The organism is Phyllobacterium sp. 1468 (assembly GCF_031455525.1).
Taxonomy (GTDB): domain Bacteria; phylum Pseudomonadota; class Alphaproteobacteria; order Rhizobiales; family Rhizobiaceae; genus Phyllobacterium.
Genome location: NZ_JAVDSX010000004.1, coordinates 266,766 through 287,571 on the forward strand (window position 1 = coordinate 266,766; position 20,806 = coordinate 287,571).

At 55.6% G+C, this 20,806-nt stretch carries 20 protein-coding genes; 9 read left to right on the forward strand and 11 right to left on the reverse strand.

The genetic code is table 11. From position 1 onward, the window contains the following. Window positions 1-59: 59 nt before the first annotated feature. From J2X72_RS13305 to rpsF, 5 genes are all read right to left on the reverse strand, one after another. A complete protein-coding gene (locus J2X72_RS13305) occupies window positions 60-1,340 on the reverse strand; it encodes a cyclopropane-fatty-acyl-phospholipid synthase family protein (RefSeq protein WP_310072605.1) in 1,281 nt (426 codons plus the stop codon). Window positions 1,341-1,533: 193 nt separating this feature from the next. Continuing rightward, window positions 1,534-2,103 carry a 50S ribosomal protein L9 gene (rplI, locus tag J2X72_RS13310; protein WP_310072607.1) on the reverse strand — a complete coding sequence of 190 codons (570 nt, stop codon included), beginning with the start codon at window positions 2,101-2,103 and terminating at the stop codon, window positions 1,534-1,536. Between the two features lie 26 nt (window positions 2,104-2,129). Further along, window positions 2,130-3,101, reverse strand: a complete 972-nt coding sequence (locus J2X72_RS13315; protein ID WP_310072610.1) for a DUF2232 domain-containing protein — start codon at window positions 3,099-3,101, stop codon at window positions 2,130-2,132. Between the two features lie 143 nt (window positions 3,102-3,244). Beyond that, complete coding sequence (gene rpsR, locus J2X72_RS13320) at window positions 3,245-3,493, reverse strand: 30S ribosomal protein S18 (protein WP_008128538.1); 249 nt, start codon at window positions 3,491-3,493, stop codon at window positions 3,245-3,247. After that, complete coding sequence (gene rpsF, locus J2X72_RS13325) at window positions 3,493-3,918, reverse strand: 30S ribosomal protein S6 (protein ID WP_106717052.1); 426 nt, start codon at window positions 3,916-3,918, stop codon at window positions 3,493-3,495. Before rpsF ends, rpsR begins: the two co-directional genes overlap by 1 nt. 564 nt (window positions 3,919-4,482) lie before the next feature. Here rpsF and fabD point away from each other — a divergent pair. The 7 genes from fabD to gmk all read left to right on the forward strand — a co-directional run bounded on the left by fabD (window position 4,483) and on the right by gmk (window position 10,933). Beyond that, the gene (gene fabD / locus J2X72_RS13330) at window positions 4,483-5,427 is read left to right on the forward strand and encodes an ACP S-malonyltransferase (RefSeq protein WP_310072620.1); all 945 of its coding nucleotides are present in this window, start codon (window positions 4,483-4,485) and stop codon (window positions 5,425-5,427) included. 13 nt (window positions 5,428-5,440) lie between these two features. Then, window positions 5,441-6,178 carry a 3-oxoacyl-[acyl-carrier-protein] reductase gene (gene fabG / locus J2X72_RS13335; protein ID WP_210002072.1) on the forward strand — a complete coding sequence of 246 codons (738 nt, stop codon included), beginning with the start codon at window positions 5,441-5,443 and terminating at the stop codon, window positions 6,176-6,178. A 261-nt stretch (window positions 6,179-6,439) separates the two neighbouring features. Then, window positions 6,440-6,676 (forward strand): acyl carrier protein, encoded by a 237-nt coding sequence (locus tag J2X72_RS13340; protein ID WP_091880344.1) that lies wholly within the window; start codon window positions 6,440-6,442, stop codon window positions 6,674-6,676. 105 nt (window positions 6,677-6,781) lie between these two features. After that, on the forward strand, window positions 6,782-8,044 hold the full coding sequence (fabF, locus tag J2X72_RS13345; RefSeq protein WP_112527867.1) for a beta-ketoacyl-ACP synthase II: 1,263 nt from the start codon (window positions 6,782-6,784) through the stop codon (window positions 8,042-8,044). 73 nt (window positions 8,045-8,117) lie between these two features. Continuing rightward, window positions 8,118-9,344 (forward strand): endolytic transglycosylase MltG, encoded by a 1,227-nt coding sequence (gene mltG / locus J2X72_RS13350; RefSeq protein ID WP_405044709.1) that lies wholly within the window; start codon window positions 8,118-8,120, stop codon window positions 9,342-9,344. A gap of 51 nt (window positions 9,345-9,395) precedes the next feature. After that, window positions 9,396-10,283 carry a YicC/YloC family endoribonuclease gene (locus tag J2X72_RS13355; protein WP_210002078.1) on the forward strand — a complete coding sequence of 296 codons (888 nt, stop codon included), beginning with the start codon at window positions 9,396-9,398 and terminating at the stop codon, window positions 10,281-10,283. 2 nt (window positions 10,284-10,285) lie between these two features. Then, entirely contained in the window at window positions 10,286-10,933 is a 648-nt protein-coding gene (gene gmk, locus J2X72_RS13360; RefSeq protein ID WP_310072633.1) for a guanylate kinase, read from the forward strand. On the opposite strand, the gene rsmA is transcribed toward gmk, so the two are convergent. The 6 genes from rsmA to J2X72_RS13390 form a co-directional block, all read right to left on the reverse strand. Continuing rightward, window positions 10,930-11,751, reverse strand: a complete 822-nt coding sequence (gene rsmA / locus J2X72_RS13365) for a 16S rRNA (adenine(1518)-N(6)/adenine(1519)-N(6))-dimethyltransferase RsmA (RefSeq protein ID WP_310072635.1) — start codon at window positions 11,749-11,751, stop codon at window positions 10,930-10,932. The two genes, gmk and rsmA, sit on opposite strands and share 4 nt — an antisense overlap. After that, window positions 11,748-12,761 (reverse strand): 4-hydroxythreonine-4-phosphate dehydrogenase PdxA, encoded by a 1,014-nt coding sequence (pdxA, locus tag J2X72_RS13370; RefSeq protein ID WP_310072637.1) that lies wholly within the window; start codon window positions 12,759-12,761, stop codon window positions 11,748-11,750. The genes rsmA and pdxA overlap by 4 nt, the downstream gene beginning before the upstream one ends. Window positions 12,762-12,766: 5 nt before the next feature. Beyond that, on the reverse strand, window positions 12,767-13,720 hold the full coding sequence (locus tag J2X72_RS13375) for a peptidylprolyl isomerase (RefSeq protein ID WP_210002086.1): 954 nt from the start codon (window positions 13,718-13,720) through the stop codon (window positions 12,767-12,769). A gap of 141 nt (window positions 13,721-13,861) precedes the next feature. Beyond that, window positions 13,862-16,225: an LPS-assembly protein LptD gene (locus J2X72_RS13380; protein WP_310072639.1), complete on the reverse strand. Its 2,364-nt coding sequence runs from the start codon at window positions 16,223-16,225 to the stop codon at window positions 13,862-13,864. Window position 16,226: 1 nt separating this feature from the next. Further along, a complete protein-coding gene (gene lptG / locus J2X72_RS13385) occupies window positions 16,227-17,315 on the reverse strand; it encodes an LPS export ABC transporter permease LptG (RefSeq protein WP_210002089.1) in 1,089 nt (362 codons plus the stop codon). Then, window positions 17,315-18,517 carry an LptF/LptG family permease gene (locus J2X72_RS13390; protein ID WP_210002091.1) on the reverse strand — a complete coding sequence of 401 codons (1,203 nt, stop codon included), beginning with the start codon at window positions 18,515-18,517 and terminating at the stop codon, window positions 17,315-17,317. The genes lptG and J2X72_RS13390 overlap by 1 nt, the downstream gene beginning before the upstream one ends. Before the next feature lie 287 nt (window positions 18,518-18,804). Here J2X72_RS13390 and J2X72_RS13395 point away from each other — a divergent pair, with 287 nt between their 5' ends. Both J2X72_RS13395 and J2X72_RS13400 read left to right on the forward strand, forming a co-directional pair. Continuing rightward, a complete protein-coding gene (locus tag J2X72_RS13395; RefSeq protein ID WP_310072642.1) occupies window positions 18,805-20,301 on the forward strand; it encodes a leucyl aminopeptidase in 1,497 nt (498 codons plus the stop codon). A gap of 55 nt (window positions 20,302-20,356) precedes the next feature. Further along, the gene (locus J2X72_RS13400) at window positions 20,357-20,806 is read left to right on the forward strand and encodes a DNA polymerase III subunit chi (protein ID WP_310072644.1); all 450 of its coding nucleotides are present in this window, start codon (window positions 20,357-20,359) and stop codon (window positions 20,804-20,806) included.

A 20,806-nucleotide genomic window follows, 5' to 3' on the forward strand; every position in this document is an offset into this window, starting at 1 on the left:
CATCCGCAAATCGCTCTGCAGATGGATTTTGATGTTTGGGGTCAAATCGATAGCCCGACTTACCGCCCGGCGACTGATTCCTTGGTTTCCACCTGACTGTTGGCGGAGCTGCGTTCGCATTCGAGCCGCTTGAGCCGCTTTTCTTCCTTCTCGATATAGTTACGGGTTAGCGGCACGGCTTCCTGCCGGTGCGCGAGCTGGATCTGGAACACCACCAGGTTTTGCCAGCGGAATGCCGCTTCCGAGGCAGCAAGATAGAACTCCCACATCCGGCAGAACCGTTCGTCGTAGATTGCCTTGGCTTTCTCGCGGTTAGCCATGAATCGTTCACGCCAGATACGCAAAGTTTCCGCATAGTGCAGCCGGAGAATCTCGATATCGGTGACAACGAGGCCAGCCTTTTCAATGTGCGGCAGCACTTCCGAGAGGGCCGGAATATAACCGCCCGGGAATATGTATTTCTGGATAAAGGCGTTTGTATAGGAGGGGCCATCGGAGCGGCCGATAGAATGCAGGAGGAATACGCCGTCCTTCTTCAAGAGCCGCGCGGTGTGCTGGAAATACTCCGGGAAATGTCCGATGCCGACATGTTCGAACATGCCGACGGACACGATCCTGTCAAAGCTGTCCTCGATAGTCCGGTAGTCCTGCAAGCTGAACTGCGCCTGCGCCGTCAGGCCTTCTTCAAATGCGCGCTTGTTGGCGATACCGAATTGCTCTTGCGACAGCGTTACACCGGTCACATTGGCTTCGAGGTGCTTTGCGAGGTAGATTCCAAGACCGCCCCAGCCGCAGCCGATATCAAGCGTTTTGTGACCCTTCTGAACCAAAAGCTTGGCAGCGATGTGCCTTTTTTTCGCCAGTTGCGCTTCTTCAAGCGTTGCATCCGGCCGTTCAAAGTAGGCACAAGAATATTGCATGTCCGTATCGAGGAACAACCTGTAGAGATCTTCAGACAGATCGTAGTGGCGCTGAACGTTGCTGGAAGCACGGGTCAGCGTATTCATCTGGTGAAGGCGGCGGGTGGCGCGGCGGATACCTTCGATCGCCAACATCCAGGGTTCCTTGGCGACCGTTGCCCCGGTGTTCTCGAAAATAATCTTCAGGACGTCATAGATATCGCCTTCGAGAACGTCGATATCGCCATTCATATAGGCTTCAGGGAAGTGCAGCGATGGGTCGAATGCGATCTTTCGTTCGGCCGCAGCGCTATTGATGCGAAAGGTGAATTGCTCTCCGGTTCCATCACCGAAGGTTTGAGATTTACCGGAAGAGTCTATGATAACCAAAGTGCCAGTGTAGATCATCCGCGAGAGCGCGGCCTTTAGTATGGCATTCATGAGCAATCTCCATCATTGACGATAGAGCTCGGCCATTAACAGGCTCGGGAGGTGAGCCGTGGTCGGGCGTGGTAGGACAAACAAATCTAATCGTTTTTTCGTTCCTGAAAAGCAAAAAAATACCCGGCACTGCTGCCGGGTACTTTCAAAATGTTGATGAGATCATTCGAAAGAATGATTTATCGAAAAAAGATCAGGCGTTTTCTTCGCCTTCTTCGTCCTCATCAAAGAATTCGTCCGAAAGCGGAACTTCCTCGATACCGTAGATCGCCTCAGCGGAGGTAAGATCTTCGCCCTTTACCTGACGCTCGGCTTCATCTGCAGTACGGGCAATATTGATTGTGACCGTTGCTTCAACTTCCGGATGTAACGTCAGCACGATCTTGTGCAGGCCAATGGTCTTGATCGGCGTGTTCAGTTCAACCTGGTTACGGTTGATCGAGAAGCCTTCAGCGGTGATCAGATCAGCGATATCGCGTGTCGAAACTGAACCGTAAAGCTGACCGGTTTCGCCAGCCGAACGAACGGCGATGAACGACTTGCCGTCGAGCTTTTCGGCGATCGCCTGTGCTTCCGTCTTGCGTTCGAGGTTGCGGGCTTCGAGCTGCGCGCGCTGGCCTTCGAACTTCTTCTTGTTGGCTTCGTTGGCACGAAGAGCCTTGCCCTGTGGCAACAGGAAATTACGGGCAAAGCCGTCCTTCACCTTGACTGTTTCGCCCATCTGACCGAGGCGGCTGATACGTTCGAGTAGAATGACTTCCATTTGAATTATCCTTGTCTGTTCTAATGTTAATTGTCGTTGTTAGGTGGTGTTGTATTCGCAGCCTTCGAAACCGGGGCGTTGCGCGACGTGTCGAACAAACCGGCAAGAAGGAAGAGGAAAAGCACAAAGGCAAAAAGCAGCACCGCGAGGTAAGCGAACCATAGTGCCACTGGACGCCATGGTGCACCGCGCGTTCTTGCATGCAGTATGGCGAAACCCGCCATCGTGAAACCGGCACCGAGTGCGCCGGCAATTGCCGTTGCGGCGTAGCCTATGCCACCCGGCAAAAAGCATGCAGCGCAAACGATAGCGAAGATGATAAGCGCCGAGCGAGGCATACGCAGCGCCCGCGGCCAGTCATCATGCGGTCTGCGGAGTTTGCCTGAAGCGGACGTCAACCGCAGCGCAAGATAGAGGTTGGCGACAATTATCGTCACCCATACGGCAGGCTGCAGAGCGGGCAGTACCCGCACGACAAACACTGCCATGCTCTGTGCAACGTCGGCATTCGCGGCAAGTTCAGGGTTGCTTGCGGCAAGCTGCTGCCCCAGTGATTTCGCCAGCTCGCCCGCAAGTTCATCGCCAAAGCCAACGAGCATGCCGATGACGATGAAACTGGCTGCTACGATCAGCGCCAGGCGTAGCAGAGTATCGGCGAGTGGATACCAGACCATGACGTCCTTCGGCCCGCCGATTTCATCGGCAGGGCGCGCCAGGCCAGTATAATAAGAGGCAGCGGCGGCAGGAAGCGCAGTGATCAGGACAACGATAAGGGCCGCCATTGGCGCGGCAAGTACGGATACGGCAACAGCCATGGAAAGGGCGGCTATCAAGCCGGCGGCCGTACCCCAGCCGAGGGCGGCAACAAAGATAGGCAGTGGCGAAAACAGCAATAGCGCCATAGCGAGCGTCGATTGCGTGATGACGCCAACCGAAAGCAGCGCAGCGGCAAAGCCCGCCAGCACACCTACACCAAAATCTTTTGCAGCCAGTTTCATTTCGCTCGCTGTCCTGCCTGTATCAGCAGTTAGAGGCGGCCCTTAGACTACGACCTCAACTCGGGTTTTATGGATCACCAGACCCGCGCCCATCGCGGATGGTGGAATGAGGCGGCGGACTGAAATCCACCGCCTCAGTTTCATTATTTTACAACGTATGGCAGCAGACCGAGGAAACGGGCACGCTTGATCGCCTGAGCGAGTTCGCGCTGCTTCTTCTGGCTCACAGCTGTGATACGGGAAGGAACGATCTTGCCACGCTCGGAAATATAGCGCGACAGGAGCTTCACGTCCTTGTAGTCGATCTTCGGCGCATTGGCACCCGAGAACGGGCAGGTCTTGCGGCGGCGATGGAACGGACGGCGGGTCGGGATCTGATTGATATCAACCATTATTCTGCTCCTTCACCGGCTTCGTCACGCGGACGGCGTGGACGGCGCGGACGGTCGTCGTCGCGGCCACCGAACTTGTTGTCGTCGCGATCGCGGCGATCGTCACGGCGAGCGAGCATGGCCGATTGGCCTTCCTCGTGTTCGTCAACGCGGATCGTCATGAAACGCAGGACGTCTTCGTTGATGCGCTGCTGACGCTCGAGCTCGGCAACAGCTGCCGCGGGAGCAGTGATGTTGAGCAGCGAATAATACGCCTTGCGGTTCTTGTTTATGCGATAGGTGAGGGCACGAAGTCCCCAGCTTTCAATACGCCCGACTGAGCCGCCATTGGTCTCGATGATACCCTTGTATTGTTCTACAAGCGCATCGACCTGCTGCTGCGAAATGTCCTGTCGAGCAAGGAACACATGTTCATAAAGAGCCATTTGTCTTTGCCTTTCTTCGTTAATATTGCCCGGTATCAACGGTAAACCTCTGCGAATCTCTCTGCCGGAGACCGGCGAAGAAAGGACGCTGATGGAGACGATCGAGAGCGGAGACACGGGAGGCTGAAGCTCTTATGCTTCGACGGATCGAAATCCGGCCCTCCGTTCAGCCCCCAGCTGACGCCGAGCAATGAACGGGCGCTCTATACGGGCAAATACCCAAATAAGCAACCCGCCTGACAGATTTTCTAAGTGTAGGCGTAATCAGGCAAATGTCAGTTTCTGAGAGGGTGCTGGAATGTCGCGGCCCAACTCACTGGCGGCCTCGATCCAGGCTTCGATTGCATCATATGCGTTATGTACGGCCTCTTCCGGCGATTCGCCGCCACTATGATCGGCGTAATCATGAAAGAATGATGAGTGACAATCAATCCCACCCTTAGTCTAACCTCGATTGTGTTCGATCTCCCAAGGCAAGGTAGCATCAAAGCTTGACTTCGTGCTTGCCTGTAGGCACATCGCGCGTCAGATTCCCACTATAAGCAACCTTTGGAGGCGCAGCTTATGTCCATTGCATTCACCTTTCCGGGTCAAGGAAGCCAGGTCGTCGGCATGGGCAAGGCTTTGGCGTTGAATTTTCCGGTGGCCCGCGCGGTATTCGACGAGGTTGATGAAGCTCTGGGTGAGAAGCTGTCTTCGATCATCTGGGAAGGTCCTGAAGAAACATTGACGTTGACAGCCAATGCCCAGCCCGCACTGATGGCCGTATCCGTCGCCGTATTTCGCGTACTGGAGTCCAAAGGCGTATCCTTGAGGGATAAGGTTGCCTATGTCGCCGGTCATTCTCTCGGCGAATATTCTGCGCTTTGTGCAGCCGGCGCATTCTCGCTATCCGATACGGCGCGCCTCTTGCGCATTCGCGGCAACGCCATGCAGAAGGCGGTTCCGGCGGGCCAGGGCGCCATGGCGGCCATCATCGGCCTCGAACACGAAGATGTTGAGGCGATTTGCGCCGAAGCGTCGAAACAAGGCCCGGTTCAGATCGCCAATGACAATGGCGGCGGTCAGTTGGTGATTTCCGGCGCGAAAGTGCCTGTCGAAGCAGCGGCTGCGCTGGCATCCGCCAAAGGCGCCAAGCGTGCGATCATGCTGCCGGTGTCCGCTCCTTTCCACTCTGCTTTGATGGAGCCCGCCGCTGAGGCCATGCGTGTCGCCTTGGCCAATGTTGCCAAAAACGATCCGGTCGTGCCGCTTATTGCCAATGTCCGCGCTGCGCCTGTCAGGTCTGCAACCGAAATCGCCGCATTGCTGGTTGAGCAGGTGACGGGACAAGTGCGCTGGCGCGAGACAGTGGAATGGTTTGGCAACGATGGGGTCACAACGCTCTATGAAATCGGTGCCGGCAAAGTGCTGACTGGGCTTGCCCGCCGTATTAATAAGGACATATCCGGTATTGCTGTCGGCACGCCAGAAGACATCGACGCGGCTGTCGCCGCCTTGAACGCTTAAAAAGGAACGCGCAATGTTTGATCTCACAGGCCGCAAGGCTCTTATCACGGGTGCGACGGGTGGTATTGGCGAGGCAATCGCTCGAGCGCTTCATGCACAGGGTGCAATCGTGGGTCTCCACGGCACCCGTGTGGAAAAGCTGGAAGCTCTGGCGTCTGATTTTAGCGATCGGGTCATGATCTTCCCGGCTAACCTTTCCAATCGAGACGAGGTCAAGGCGCTTGGTGAAAAGGCCGAAGCTGATCTTGGAGGCGTCGAGATACTCGTCAACAATGCGGGTATCACCAAAGACGGGCTGTTCGTGCGCATGAGCGACGCGGACTGGGACAATGTGCTTGAAGTCAATCTGACTGCAGTTTTCCGCCTGACCCGCGAACTCACCCATCCAATGATGCGCCGCCGCTACGGCCGCGTCATCAACATCACCTCAGTCGTGGGCGTGACAGGAAATCCGGGTCAAACCAATTATGTCGCTTCCAAAGCCGGACTTATAGGCTTCTCCAAATCCTTGGCGCAGGAAATCGCCAGCCGTAACGTCACAGTCAATTGCGTTGCGCCGGGTTTCATCGAATCGGCAATGACCGACAAGCTCAACGACAAGCAGAAAGAAAGCATCATGTCGGCTATCCCGATGCGTCGCATGGGTACGGGCGCCGAAGTTGCTTCGTCGGTTGTCTATCTTGCCAGCAGCGAAGCATCTTATGTCACCGGTCAGACCATTCACGTCAACGGCGGTATGGCGATGATCTGATCGGGTTTGCGTCGATCCTATCCACCGGTATGGGTCTCAATCACATTTATGAGATTGAGGCCGTGAATAAAGCGTGATAAGTCGCGCACCAGTCTGGGCAGTCAAATCGATTTGATGTCCTTTCAGTTCCGCAAGGAAAGAGCCGCAAGGACGGGTGTTTTAGCTGTTAAACAGGGCGGAACAACCATCTTATTGCTTGATTAGAGTCATCCGTGCCGCTAACCAAGGCATAGGGAAAAACAAACAGGTTGAGGTTTCCACATGAGTGATACTGCAGAACGCGTCAAGAAAATCGTTATTGAACATCTGGGCGTTGATGCCGAGAAAGTCACCGATGGTGCGAGCTTCATCGACGATCTGGGCGCCGACAGCCTTGATACTGTCGAGCTCGTGATGGCTTTTGAAGAAGAGTTTGGCGTCGAAATCCCCGACGATGCTGCCGAGACGATTCTGACAGTCGGCGATGCCGTCAAGTTCATCGACAAAGCATCTGCCTGATTTTTGTTCGGCCCCGCAGCGATCGTGATATAAGGTATTTAGCCTTGCTCGTTCATGCGTTGGGCCGGAAACAATCATGTTGCATTTGATAGTTAAGGATCTGCCATGAGGCGCGTTGTCATAACCGGCCTTGGGCTGGTTTCTCCTCTCGCATCCGGGGTTGAACTAACCTGGTCGCGGCTTCTTGCCGGCCAGAGCGGCGCCCGGCGTGTGACGGAATTTGAAGTTGAAGATCTTCCTTGCAAGATTGCCTGCCGTATTCCGGTAGGCGATGGTTCTGATGGTACATTCAATCCTGACGATTGGATGGAACCCAAAGAGCAGCGCAAGGTCGATCCTTTCATCATTTACGCTGTTGCGGCTGCCGACCAAGCGCTCGCGGATGCCAAGTGGGCGCCGGAAAGTGATGAAGATCAGATCCGTACGGGTGTTTTGATCGGTTCCGGCATTGGTGGCCTCGAAGGCATTGTAGAAGCAGGCTATACACTTCGCGACAAAGGTCCCCGGCGCATATCGCCGTTCTTCATCCCCGGCCGTTTGATAAACCTGGCTTCCGGCCAGGTATCAATCAAACACAAGCTGCGGGGTCCCAATCATGCAGTCGTTACCGCGTGTTCCACCGGCGCACACGCTATCGGCGACGCCTCGCGTTTGATTGCGTTCGGGGATGCCGATGTGATGGTGGCCGGCGGCACCGAGTCGCCAGTTAGCCGGATTTCGCTAGCCGGCTTTGCTGCATGCAAGGCATTGTCCACTGCCAGAAACGACGATCCGACAACGGCCTCGAGACCCTATGATGAAGACCGCGATGGTTTCGTAATGGGTGAAGGCGCGGGGGTTGTCGTCCTAGAAGAGCTGGAACATGCCCTCGCGCGTGGCGCCAAGATTTATGCCGAGATCATCGGCTATGGCTTGTCCGGCGATGCTTATCACATCACTGCACCATCAGAGAGTGGTGAGGGCGCGCAGCGCTCTATGGAAATGGCTTTGAAGCGCGCAGGAATAACCCCGGGCGATTTGGATTACATCAACTCGCACGGCACTTCGACGATGGCCGATACGATTGAACTCGGTGCAGTGGAACGCGTTGTCGGCGACGCCGCTTCTAAAATATCGATGTCATCCACCAAATCCTCCATCGGTCACCTTCTTGGTGCCGCAGGCTCGACGGAGGCTATTTTCTGCGTGTTGGCGATCCGCGATAATATCGCTCCCGCAACGATCAATCTCGATAAGCCGTCCAAGGAAACGAAGATCGATCTGGTTCCGCACAAGCCGCGTGAACGCAAGATCGATATTGCGCTTTCCAATTCCTTCGGGTTTGGCGGTACGAATGCCTCGCTCGTCATGCGGCGCTATCAACAGTGATTGATTTTTTTGGCGGAGCGCTCTCGCGTTTTTGCCATATTCACAATCGATTCTACCGGCGTCAGCCGGTATCATGTCCCGAGGTGCTTGCGTGAGCTCAGATCAGCAGTCTGAAGAGACAAACGGTTCAGCCGCCAACGCGCCGGATCGTAAGCCGATTGTCCCGCAATCGGCTTCGGAAGCGTTGCGTCCCGAACCGGGTACCCCGCCACCTCTGCCGAAGCGACGCTCTCGCCGCGCTCGCAGCCAGATTGTCGTTTTTGCCAATTTCATGCTGTCGCTTGTCGTTCTGGTGGTTCTTGCTGCGGCGGCCGCCGTATACTTCGGCAAGCTGGCGTTCAACGAGCCTGGACCTAGCGATGTTACAACCAACTACGTTGTGAAGAGCGGTACCGGGATTGTTGAGATAGCCGACGGCCTGGAAAGGCGTAACATTATCAGTGACGCCCGCGTCTTCAAATATGGCGTTCAGGCCTATGGCCATCAGGGCGACATGAAAGCTGGCGAGTACGAAATCAAGGCGCATGCGTCGATGCGAGAGATCATGGATCTGTTGCGCAGCGGAAAGTCACTGCTTCGTTCGCTGACGATTCCCGAGGGGCTTACCGTCGAACAGATTTTTCAACGGGTGCGCGAGGATGACGTGCTTGTCGGCGATTTGCCGGCAATCATGCCGAGTGAAGGCTCGCTTTTTGCCAATACGATGCGCTTTTCTCGCGGCACGACACGCGAGGAACTCATCAAGAAGATGCAGGCGGATCAGAAAAAGCTGGTTGAAGACATATGGGAACGCCGCGATCCCAAGATTCCGTTGAAAACCATTGAGGAGTTCGTGACGCTCGCATCCATTGTCGAAAAAGAGACAGGCAAGGCGGACGAGCGTCCACGTGTTGCCGCCGTCTTCATTAACCGTTTGAACAACCGCATGCGTCTCCAATCCGATCCAACGATCATCTATGGCCTGTTTGGTGGCAAGGGCAAGCCGTCGGACCGCCCGATCCTGAAGTCAGATCTTGAGAAGCCGACGCCTTATAACACTTATACGATCAATGGCCTGCCACCTGGGCCGATTGCAAATCCCGGTCGTGACGCGCTGGAAGCCGTCGCTCATCCGTCGCAAACCAAGGACCTTTATTTCGTTGCCGACGGCACTGGCGGACACGTATTTGCTGAGACGCTTGAAGAGCACAACGATAATGTGAAACGCTGGCGTGAGGTCGAGAAGAATCGCCTCGACGAGGCCGCCAAGGCGGCAACCGGTGACAAGAATGCATCGCCGGACGCAGACAACGGAAATTGATATTGGAAAGGCCCGAGGAAGTTCAGGGCCTTTCGTTTCCAGGGGGTAGACATGTCATTGCAAAGCATGACGGGATTTGCCCGTCACCTCCGGAACAGCGCCGGGGTGCAAATCTCGTGGGAAATCAAGTCGGTTAACGGCAAGGGTCTCGACGTGCGGTTTCGCCTGCCGGCAGGTCTGGAAACGATTGAGCAGAAGGCCCGTGTCCTTTTCAGCCAGCATTTCAAGCGCGGTAATTTCCAGGCGGCCGTTACCGTCGACCGCAGCGCGGGTGTTGCCAAGGCGATCATCAACGAACCACTTCTGAAGGAACTGGCAGCGATCGCAGCGCGTCTGCGCGAGGATTACGGTCTGGCTGCATCCACGCCGGAGGGCCTTATGGCGCTCCGCGGGGTCCTGGAGGCGCCGCAGGAGACCGCCGATCCGGAAGATCAGCACAAGGTAGAAGAAGCAGTACTGGCGGTTCTGGACGAGACACTGGTTCAACTGGCGCACAATCGCCAGGCAGAGGGCAAGGCGCTGGGCGAAATTTTGACTGTACAAATTGCGGCGATCGAAATGCTGGTGGAACAGGCAAGACTTGATCCAAGCCGCTCGTTTGATGCAATTCGCTCGCGCCTGGCTGCACAAGTTTCGCTGCTGCTCGATGCCGCTCCCGCATTGGACGAATCGCGGCTGTACATGGAGGCCGCGTTCCTCGCGACGAAGGCTGACATCCAGGAAGAGCTTGACCGGCTGGAAATGCATGTCACGGCCGCCCGTGATCTTCTGAGGGAGGGAAACGGTGTTGGCCGCAAGCTTGATTTTCTTACACAGGAATTTAATCGCGAGGCGAATACGCTCTGTTCCAAGGCAAACGCGGCTTCGATTACATCAATCGGGCTTGACCTGAAGGCTGTTGTGGATCAATTGCGCGAGCAAATACAGAATTTGGAGTAACCATGCCCAACAGCATCAAAAGACGCGGTCTTATGCTCGTCCTGTCATCGCCGTCCGGGGCCGGGAAGTCGACGATTGCACGGCTGTTGCTGAACGACAAGGAAAAGCTTGAGCTCGCACTGTCTATCAGCGTGACCACGCGTGCACGCCGTCCCAGCGAAATTGAGGGCGTCCACTATCACTTCATCTCGACACGCGAGTTCGAGCGGCTGCGCGACAGCGACGCGTTGATCGAATGGGCGGAAGTCCACGGCAATTTCTATGGCACTCCGCGAGAGGCCGCGGAAAATGCGCTCGCAGATGGTCAGGACATGCTTTTCGATATCGACTGGCAGGGCGCGTTGCAGTTGCAGGAAAAGATGAAAGGCGATGTGGTCAGCATTTTCATCCTTCCCCCATCCATGGCTGATTTAAAAGAGCGGCTGCATCGACGTGCCGAGGACACTGAAGACGTCATCAACATGCGATTGAACAATGCCCGTAACGAGATAGAACGTTGGCGCTCCTACGACTACGTCATAGTCAACGAAGATCTGGACCGCGCCTACCATCAGGTTCAGTCAATAGTCACCGCCGAACGCCTGCGCCGCGACCGCTGCCCGGGTCTGTTCGATTTCGTCAGCAGTCTTCTCGACGAAAAGCTGGACTAGAGCGCGTTCGCCAACGCCACAAACTCTTCGATTGACAGCGTTTCCGCCCGGCGTGTCGGGTCGATACCGACCTTGGCGAGCAAAGCCTCACCGCCGAGCGATTTGATGCTTTGCCGCAGCATCTTGCGCCTCTGGCCAAAGGCAGCCTGAGTTACACGTCCCAGTACTGCCGCATCGCAGGCGAGCGGGGTCACACGCGGCACGAGATGGACCACCGACGACGTTACTTTTGGTGGCGGTGTGAATGCTTGCGGCGGGACGTCGAAAGTAATTTTCGCCTCGGTTCGCCAGCCAGCCAGCACGCCGAGACGACCATAGGCATCCGAACCCGGACGCGCGACGATCCGCTCCGCCACTTCGCGCTGAAACATCAGCGTCAGAGACGCATAGAATGGTGGCCATGGTTCACTCAGCAGCCAACTGATCAGTAGTTGCGTGCCGACATTATAGGGAAGATTGGCGACGATCTTCACATTGCCGCCATCTGCCAGCGCGGAGAAATCCGTATCCAAGGCATCGCCGGCGATGACGCGAAGCCGGCCCTGGTAATGATCGGATATTTCCTGCAAGGCTGCCAAGCAGCGTTCATCGCGCTCAATGGCGATAACATTGGCACCTTGGGCAAGAAGGGCACGCGTGAGCCCTCCAGGGCCGGGTCCAACCTCGATGACAGTCTGATCCTTGAGATCGCCTGCCTGGCGTGCAACTTTTCCCGTGAGGTTCAGATCGAGCAGAAAATTCTGGCCGAGAGACTTCTTGGCCATCAACTCATGGCGTTGGATGACGTCGCGAAGCGGTGGAAGGCTATCTATGCTCATGTGTCGAGTGCGCGGTTTGCCGCCAGTTCATCAGCAAGCCGCAGCGCTGCAATGAGGCTGTCAGGCTTGGCCCTGCCGGATCCTGCGATATCAAAGGCTGTACCGTGGTCCGGTGAGGTACGCACGAACGGCAAACCCAGCGTAACATTGACGCTGTCGTCGAAACCCAATGTCTTGGCGGGGATCAGTGCCTGGTCGTGATACATGCAGATGGCGGCGTCATAGGTGGCTCGTGCGGCGGCATGGAACATTGTATCCGCCGGGAGAGGCCCACGCGCATCGATGCCTTCAGCACACAGCGTTTCGACCGCAGGACGCACGATGACTTCGTCTTCCTTACCCATGCTGCCGCCTTCGCCCGCATGCGGGTTCAACCCGGCAATGGCAAGCCGTGGATTGGCGATGCCGAACTGACTTTTGAGTGCCAGAGCAGTGATCCGGCAGACAGTCAGAATCGTCACTGTATCGAGGACGGCGGGCACCTTGTTCAAGGCAATGTGAATTGTTACGGGAACTGCCCGCAGCAACGGTCCAGCCAACATCATCACCGGCGTAACAGCATGCCTCAGATGTTCGCCGGCGAGATGCGCCAAAAACTCCGTATGACCGGGATATTTGAAACCAGCCTCATAGAGCGGCTTCTTGGCGATAGGGCAGGTGACTACGGCGCGTGAGCGGCCTGCAAGTGTCAATGCCACGGCCTGTTCAATCGCCTCGATGGTTCCTGCCGCATTTTCGGACAATGGAATGCCGGGTTGATCCGATTGCCGGTTTTTCAGCGGCACGATTGGCAGCGCCTCGTCGAATCTGGCAGCCGCGTTCTCAGGTGTTGTGATTTCCAGTGGAACATTCACGCCGAGCCGCACTGCGCGCGAGGCGATTAATTCCGAGTCGGCAAGCAGAAAAAACGCAGGCAGCTGCATGTGCTTGCGCAATATCCACGCAGCCAGCGCGACGTCCGGCCCAATACCCGAAGGATCACCGGAACTGACGGCGAGAGCGGCTTTCATGCCAATCATTCAGTGACGATCTTCGCCTTGCTGCGCAGTTCCTCGAGATATTTCTTGTCGACCGCCTCAGCTGATGCATCCGGCTTGCCACCACCCGCGGCGGCTGTTGCTTCCTGGGAAAAGACCAGGCGAGCCACGCGATCGTCAGAGACTTGACGGGTCGCGCACACGCCGAGAAATTCGACGCCCTTATCCGTATCCAGGGTCGTCGTCGCATGGCCGACCGGTGTGGATATGACCAGCTTCGACCATTCGGGCGGCAGTTCCTGCTCTACGAATTTGCCGAGATCGCGCACTGTGACATCCAATGTGCCCTTGGCGATATCGCGCGTTGTCTGGCAGCCGCTGAAACGGCCGCGCATGGCATTGGCTTCACCTCGCCGCTTGGCGAGAATGCCGCGATTATTGGCAGGCACGACGAATATCACCTGCTGCAGCTGATATTCGGTAGAAACGGGCTTCTTCCCGCCGTCCTTGAGCATGCGTTGCACGGCATCCTGCTCGGACACCCTGGTTCCACCCTGTGTGCGGTTACGGGTGGCGAGCGCGCGGCCCCAACTCATCTGCATGCGGATATATTCTTTGAAGTGCTGCGGTGTCACACCGGACTTGTCCAGCACACCGTTGAGCTGATTGAGCGTCATCTTGTTGTTGGTAGCAAAGCGCGTATAGGCGTCGTTCACTTCGTTGTCGGAAACAAGCAAATTGAGACGTTTCAATTCCTGGCGCTTGAGCGCCTCGTCAGTCAATTCATCGCGCGCCTGCTGGGTAAGGTTGCCCTTTTTGTGCTGAAGTTTCAGAAAGGCAGCACGCTTTGAAATATCGTAGTCGGTGATAGCGGCTCCATTGACGACAATCTTGATCTCACTTGCTGCAGCAGGCAATGTCACGCCAACCGCCAGAACAGAGTTCAATGCAGTGATCATCGCCGCTGCAAGAATATGCTTCCTCACCATCATTTCTCAACTTTGTCCGATCATGGACCATTTTCGCGAAATGGACCGTGTTTTTCTTGTTTTGATGTTCATTTTCTCTTTATTGTCGCTTTACTAAGGCAAAAGCATGACTGGCCGCAAGTGCGGCCAGCTTAGACAATAAGATTAGATGCCACCGATATCGACCGGTTTGCCGATTCCCCACAAGGTCCGGAAGGAGATGTTGAAGCCGAACGTTGAGGTCTTTTCGCCCTCGACGTTGTTCACGGTAACCGGTTGCTCCTGAGTGTAGTACATGCTGTACGTGAAACACTCGTCATCATAGGCAAGCGCAGCGGTACGCTTTACGAGCGTACTCGAAACAAGATCATATGTACCGGAGCCGAGAAGCCGCCAATTTGGCGTCAACTTGGCCTGTCCGCCGACAGTGACTTCCTGGCGGTCGTCGGGGAAACCATAGGTTTCCTGTGCGGCGATAAAAGCGTATTTCACATAGACAGAGCCATATTTACCGGATGTCGTGGTCGCCACTGTGGCACGCTTGACTTCAAAATCGTCCTTATCGAATCTTCCGCCAGTCGTGATATTGAACGCGCCTTTATTGGCACCGATCATCGCGACATAGTCGGAGCGAGCTGATTCCAGGCCGGATTCGGCACCAGCATTGACAAAATCCGGGGATGCAAAGGAATTGAGCCCGCCCAGTTGGAACGATTGGCCTGCAATACCATTCAAGCCCCAGCCATTGTTGAACGTGCCCGAATATCTGAGACCGAGATTGGCACGGGTGCCACCTTCGACGCGGTCGTATCCGGAGAACTTGTCGCGTTCGAACAGGTTTGATGCATCGAACACGAAACTCTGTGCGTCTTCATTCGGCAACTCACCTGCATAGGGTTCGTTGTTGCGCACGAAAAGCTGGGCCGTCGGCTCGAGCACGTGAGACGAGTTGGCGGCCGTAAACAGGATTGGCCATTTCGTTTCTAGACCAGCGGTTGCCATCGCGCGGAAGTCGTTGGAACGCACGTCACCGATACTGCCGTCGGACTCGACAAACGTACCATCTGCATAAACACCATCGCCTCGCAGGGCGAGAAGGGGCGTGATGACCAATCCGCTTTCGGTGATCAACGAACGCTTCCATTCGGCTTCCCCGGTTATACGGCCATCGTCGCCTTCTATGCCGGCTATGTAACCGGTCCGATCGACACCGCTAAAATTGCCATCGAATTTGTCTCGATGCAGGGCCTGCAAATTCAAATTGAAATTGAGCTCGCCACCCGCAACAGACTGCGTAGGCGTATAGGCATAGTCCAGGCTCGGCAGAACCCAGGGCTGCTTCTCCTCAGAAGATCTCGGATCGGAGTTTTCAAAGCCCTCTTGAACGTGGAACCGGTAGAGACTGAGATCAAAATAGTTGCGATCGTGCAGGCCACGCAGATAGATTTGGTCGGTAATGTTATAGTTGTCATAGTCTGATATGCCGTAGCGATAGGCAAAAGCCTTGTCCGACTGAGCCAAAACACTCCAGCCATATGTCCAGCGCGGATTGATATTGAACGCGCCTGTCGTTCCGATCATGCCGCGTGTCGTCGCATTTGCGTCGACCTCGTCGCCGTCAATGCTGTCAAACGCACCAGGATCCTGCTGGTCGATGCCAGCAAGCTTGATCGTATATTGACCATTGGCCAGCCGGTGACGCCATTCGGCCTCGCCCAGGAAGCCCTGCTGCGTATAATAGGTTCCCTGCAACGTCAGGTCGTAATTGGGAGCCAATGCCCAAAAATAAGGAATGGTGACACCGGAACCCAGCTCCGTCTCGTGGCGATAGCTCGGCATCAGGAAGCCGCTCTTGCGCTTGACGGTCGGGTCGGCGATTTCGAACGCCGGCAGGAATGCCAGAGGCATGCCGAACATTTCGAAACGGCCACGCTCAAAGCGAATGGTCTTCTTCTTGCCGTTCCAGACGATTTTCTGGGCGCGAACCTGCCACAGCGGCGCCCGATCGGGTTTTGCCCGGCAGGGCTCGCACGCGGTATAGATACCATTGTTGAATGTCGTCAGCTCGCCGCCGATACGCTCCGCGCTCTCGGCTGCAAAGCGGGTATTGTCGGCTGCTTCGACCCGCAAGGCGTTGACGAAGCCTTCCTTGAAATCATCGGTAACATCGAGATTTTCTGCATAGATGCGATTGCCGTCTTTCTCGACGATCTCGACCTTGCCTTCCGCTTTGAGGCGGCCGGTATTCTGGTCATAGGTGACCTTCCGCGCCACGAGGCGGTTTCCGTCATAATCGATCTGCACGCCGCCGACCGCGGAAATGGTCTTGGCGTTGATATCATAGACAAGCTCGTCCGACTCCAGCAGCAATTGTGCGTTTGGATCCGTTCTTACATTTCCAACAAGTGCATCACCCGTCTGGGCGTAGGCTGGGAGCGAAATCCCGCCCGCAAGGCATAGCAAGGCCGTGCTGCACGCAAGCCGTGCGAGCCACGCCGGCAACACCGAGCGCGTTAAATTCAATCCCACTCTAACCATCCTCCTTGTGCAACAGAAAGGAGACCCCAAAAAATGTTGCAATCAACACGGGTGTCCATGCGGCAACAAAAGGCGGAACGAATCCCGCATTCCCGAATGCCTTGACCACAACAGTGACGACATAAAGCACGAAGCCCGCAAGGACGCCACCCAGAATCATCGTCCCCGATTGTCCGAACCGAACAAATTTCAACGAAACGGTTGCAGCAATTAAAGTCATCGCCATCAGCAGAGCCGGCAAAGCCAATAAAGACTGGAAATGCATATCAAAAGCGTTGGCTGGATAGCCAAAAGAGCGAGCTGCGGCAATTTTGTTACGCAGCTCAAAAAAAGGTATGGTCTCGGGCCGCGCGAGGCTTTCTTCAACGAATTCAGGGCGCAGATGGGTTGGAATGCGTACGGTTTCCAAGGAGACCGGCGTCTCTCCCAACACAAATTTCGTAACCTGATTCAGCTGCCAGAAACCGTCATCCAGATCGGCGCTCTTGGCGTCCAGCCGCTCGATAACGTCCTGGTTCTTGTCAAGTCGAATGAAGACGGCGTCGACCAAACGCAATCCACGGTTGACGATCGACTTGGAGCCGATGATCGTTTCGCCCTCTTCGGTTTTCTGCCGCAACCAAGGGACGCGATCTGCCGATACATCATTGGCTTTTCCAGCGCGCCAGTTTGCCGTTATCTGTTCGCTTCGCTCAAAACCATAGGCAGCAAGCGGATTGACGACCAGCACAGCAGCCAGGCCAAAGAGAAACGCGCCGGTACAGGCGGGCAGAAGAAACTGCCAAGCCGAGACGCCCACAGAACGCGCGACGACCAGTTCATATTTGCGATTAAGCGAAATGAGTGTCGCCATCGCCGCAAACAGCGCGATGAATGGAAAAACCTGCTGCATGATGTAGGGAATGCGCATCACCGACAGCCCAAAGGCCCGGATTGCAGAGTAATCGGGCAGCGCAGACAGTTTTCCCGATAATTCAGTGAAGTCGAGGATCAGGGCAAGCGCAAAGCTGCCCATCAGGAAATAGCATGTGATCGTCACATAGCGGAGGAAGAAGTAGCGCCCTAGCGTCCAGCCGATCATCACCGGTGTCCTCCGCGCTTGCGACCGAACAATCTTGCTCCGGCGCTCGCAAATGCCACCTGCCTCGTTTCAAAAGTCCGTTTGAACCAGTTGCTCCACGTTGTCGGGATACCGATCTGGCGATTGGTTGCAAGCGCATAGATTGCGGAAAGCGCTGCGAGAATCGGAATCGCGAACAGCATTGGCAGCATCGAAGCGTTTTTGTCCGTGCTCTGCCCGGTCGAATATCCTAGCCAGAATACAATGAGACTGATCGTTATCGCGGTAAATGAAGCGGATATGCGCGCTTCGCGATGAGAGCGCGAGTCGGCGGCTGCGGCGAGGGAGATCAATGCAAACACAATTGGATACATCCAGTCCGTCAAGCGCTTGTAAAGCTCGGAAGTGTAGCGAAGCGGACGCTGTTGATATTGTTTGTCGTTTGGATCCGGATTCAGGAGGTAATCGAGAGGCCGGTCCTTCGGAAAAATGGTAGCCTCCTTGTCGTCCGACGAAAGAAATGCCGCGAGATCAAGAGCATAGGTATTGAACTTGATGATGGACACATTGCCGGTCTGCACATCGCGTCGATGAACCTCGCCATCCTTCATGATCAGCAGGCCCTGATCGGCAGTTTGGACGACAAGGCCCTCCTTGGCGTAGTAAATGAGATCCGTCGTCTTGTCGCGGGAGTCAGAAACGAACAGGCCCTGGATCGTGCCATTGGAATCGCGGTTCTCGATCTGGAGATAGAGGTCGGTATCGATTTCCCGGAACGAGCCTTGTTGAACCACGAGATTGATCACATCGCCACGCGCCTCAGCCACCATCTGGCGCATGTTCATCTGGGAATAGGGCACGACGAAGTTGGAAATAAGGAAGGATGCAGCTGCGATGACGATCGCAAAAAGCATGACAGGACGGATCACGGCGGAGCGTGGCGCGCCCGCCGCATTGATGACAACGAGTTCCGAATCCTGGTTCATCGTCGAAAGCGTTTGCGTCACGGCAATCACCAGAGCGAACGGCATCACCACGGGAAAGGCGGACGGAAGCAGATTGGAACTGAATTTCAGAATGTAGTAGAAGCTCTGTCCGCTGGTCGTCAGAAAATTGATGCGGCCGAGCACCTGGACGATCCATGTGATTCCGACCGCTGAAAGCAGAACGGCAAAAAACATGACGACGATCCGTCGCAAGATGTATATCTCAATCAGGCGCATGTCATGTTTCGCAAAAAGAGTTCCGCCACCTTGTTCGACCAGCCGTTCATTAAAGCCCGAACTGTCCAATCCATGCCATGGGAGCCAAGGCATTATTTTGAGCTTTATGGGACGAACCCGTTACATGTTCAATAAACCCGACATATGTTCAATCTAGTCAGGCTTGGCTAAAAATAGGCGAAGAAAGCTAGTTAACAAGGTCTTAGTCAATCCCTTCACGGTCACCCCCTTCATTCATCAAGATCGATGATCATGAAAGTCACATTTTTGTTCAAACCGGAGATATCATGTCCAAACGCCCATCCATCAGTTTCGCAAAATATGCAGTCGTCGAAAGCGCCACTGCAATCTTGCTTGTTACCACTGAAGGCCAAGCCGCTGCAGAAGCCGAATCTGTCGTCGGACAGGCATTGCTGTCGCGTATCATCGATGTCTCGGATTTCAAGGGAAAACTTGCAACGAGCCTGTCTACCCTTGCTCCAAATGGTACGGAACTCGAACGGCTGGTGCTCGTGGGCAGCGGCGATCCGGGCAAGCTCAAGGGCGACGATTGGCTGAAAATCGGTGGCGCGGCATTTTCAAAAATCGGAAAATCCAAAAATGTCTCGGTGATCCTCGCGCTACCGGGCAAAGATATCTCAGCAGAAAACGCCGCCGATTTCGCTCTGGGTATGCTTCTTCGCTCCTACACATTCGATAAATACAAGACAAAAAAGGGCAAAGACGAGAGCGAGAAGGAAGATAAATTCGTCGCTGCCATCACCATCCAGGTAGCGGACCCTCACGCCGCGAAAAAGGCATTTGCCAGCGCCCAGGCGGTGGCGGATGGCGTTGTTCTTGCCCGCGACCTGGTCAACGAACCTGCCAATATTCTCGGTCCAGTCGAATTCGCCGAACGTGTCGAAGAATTGAAAAAGCTCGACGTCAAGGTCGAGATTTTGACGGAGAAAGACATGAAGAAGCTCGGCATGGGCTCGCTGCTCGGTGTCGCACAAGGGTCCACGCGCCCGGCGCGCATCGCGATCATGGAATGGCATGGCGGGAAAAGCAAAGACAAGCCGATCGCCTTTGTCGGCAAGGGCGTGACCTTTGATTCTGGCGGTCTGTCGATCAAACCCGCTGGCGGCATGGAGGAAATGAAGGGTGATATGGGCGGTGCCGCCGCAGTCACCGGCCTCATGCATGCACTTGCCTCGCGCAAAGCCAAGGTCAATGCCGTCGGTGTCATTGGGATTGTGGAAAACATGATCAATGGTGATGCGCAGCGCCCTGGCGACATCGTCACGTCCATGTCCGGCCAGACGATCGAAGTGCTCAACACCGATGCGGAGGGGCGACTCGTCCTCGCTGATGCGCTTTACTATTGCAATGATCGCTTCCAACCCAAGTTTATGGTCAATCTTGCGACCTTGACAGGCGCCATCATGGTGGCACTCGGCGTTTATCAGGCGGGGCTGTTTTCCAATGACGATGCGCTCGCCGCACAGCTCTTCGATGCTGGCCAGGCAACCGGTGAAAGGCTCTGGCGCATGCCACTCGGCGCCGAATACGACAAGCTCATAGACACCAAGAACGCCGACATGAAGAACATTGGCGGACGTCACGGTGGCGCGATCATTGCTGCACAGTTCCTGAAGCGCTTTGTGGGTGAGACGCCTTGGGCCCATCTCGACATTGCCGGCACTGCGATAGGCGCGCCGACCAATGAGTATAGCCAGTCCTGGGCGTCGGGCTACGGCGTTCGCCTTCTCGACAGGCTGGTGCGCGACAATTTCGAAGGGTAGACGTTAAAAAGGACTGGCTTGACGGGAGCCAGTCCTTTCACACAAGACTGCGCTTATGACCGAAATTCTCTTCTACCATCTGACTGAATCGACACTGGAGAATGCATTGCCGGGTCTCGTCGAGCGTTCGCTCGATCGCAAATGGAAAGTCGTCATCCAGACAGGTTCCGAGGAGCGGCGCGACAGTCTCGACAATCATCTATGGATCTGGTCCGATGCGTCATTCCTCGCCCATGCGACCGACCAGGAGCCTCACCCAGAAGAGCAGCCCATCATTCTGACGACGGGCCACGGCAACCCCAACGGCGCGACCGTGCGGTTTCTCGTCGATGGCGCCGAGCCGCAGAATGTCGAAGCCTATGAGCGGCTGGTTCTCATGTTTGATGGCCACGACCAGCAACAGCTTGAGCAGGCGAGGGCACAATGGAAACTGTTGAAAGAACAGGGTCACAAATTGACTTACTGGCAACAGAACGCTGAAGGGCGTTGGGAAAAGAAAGCTTGA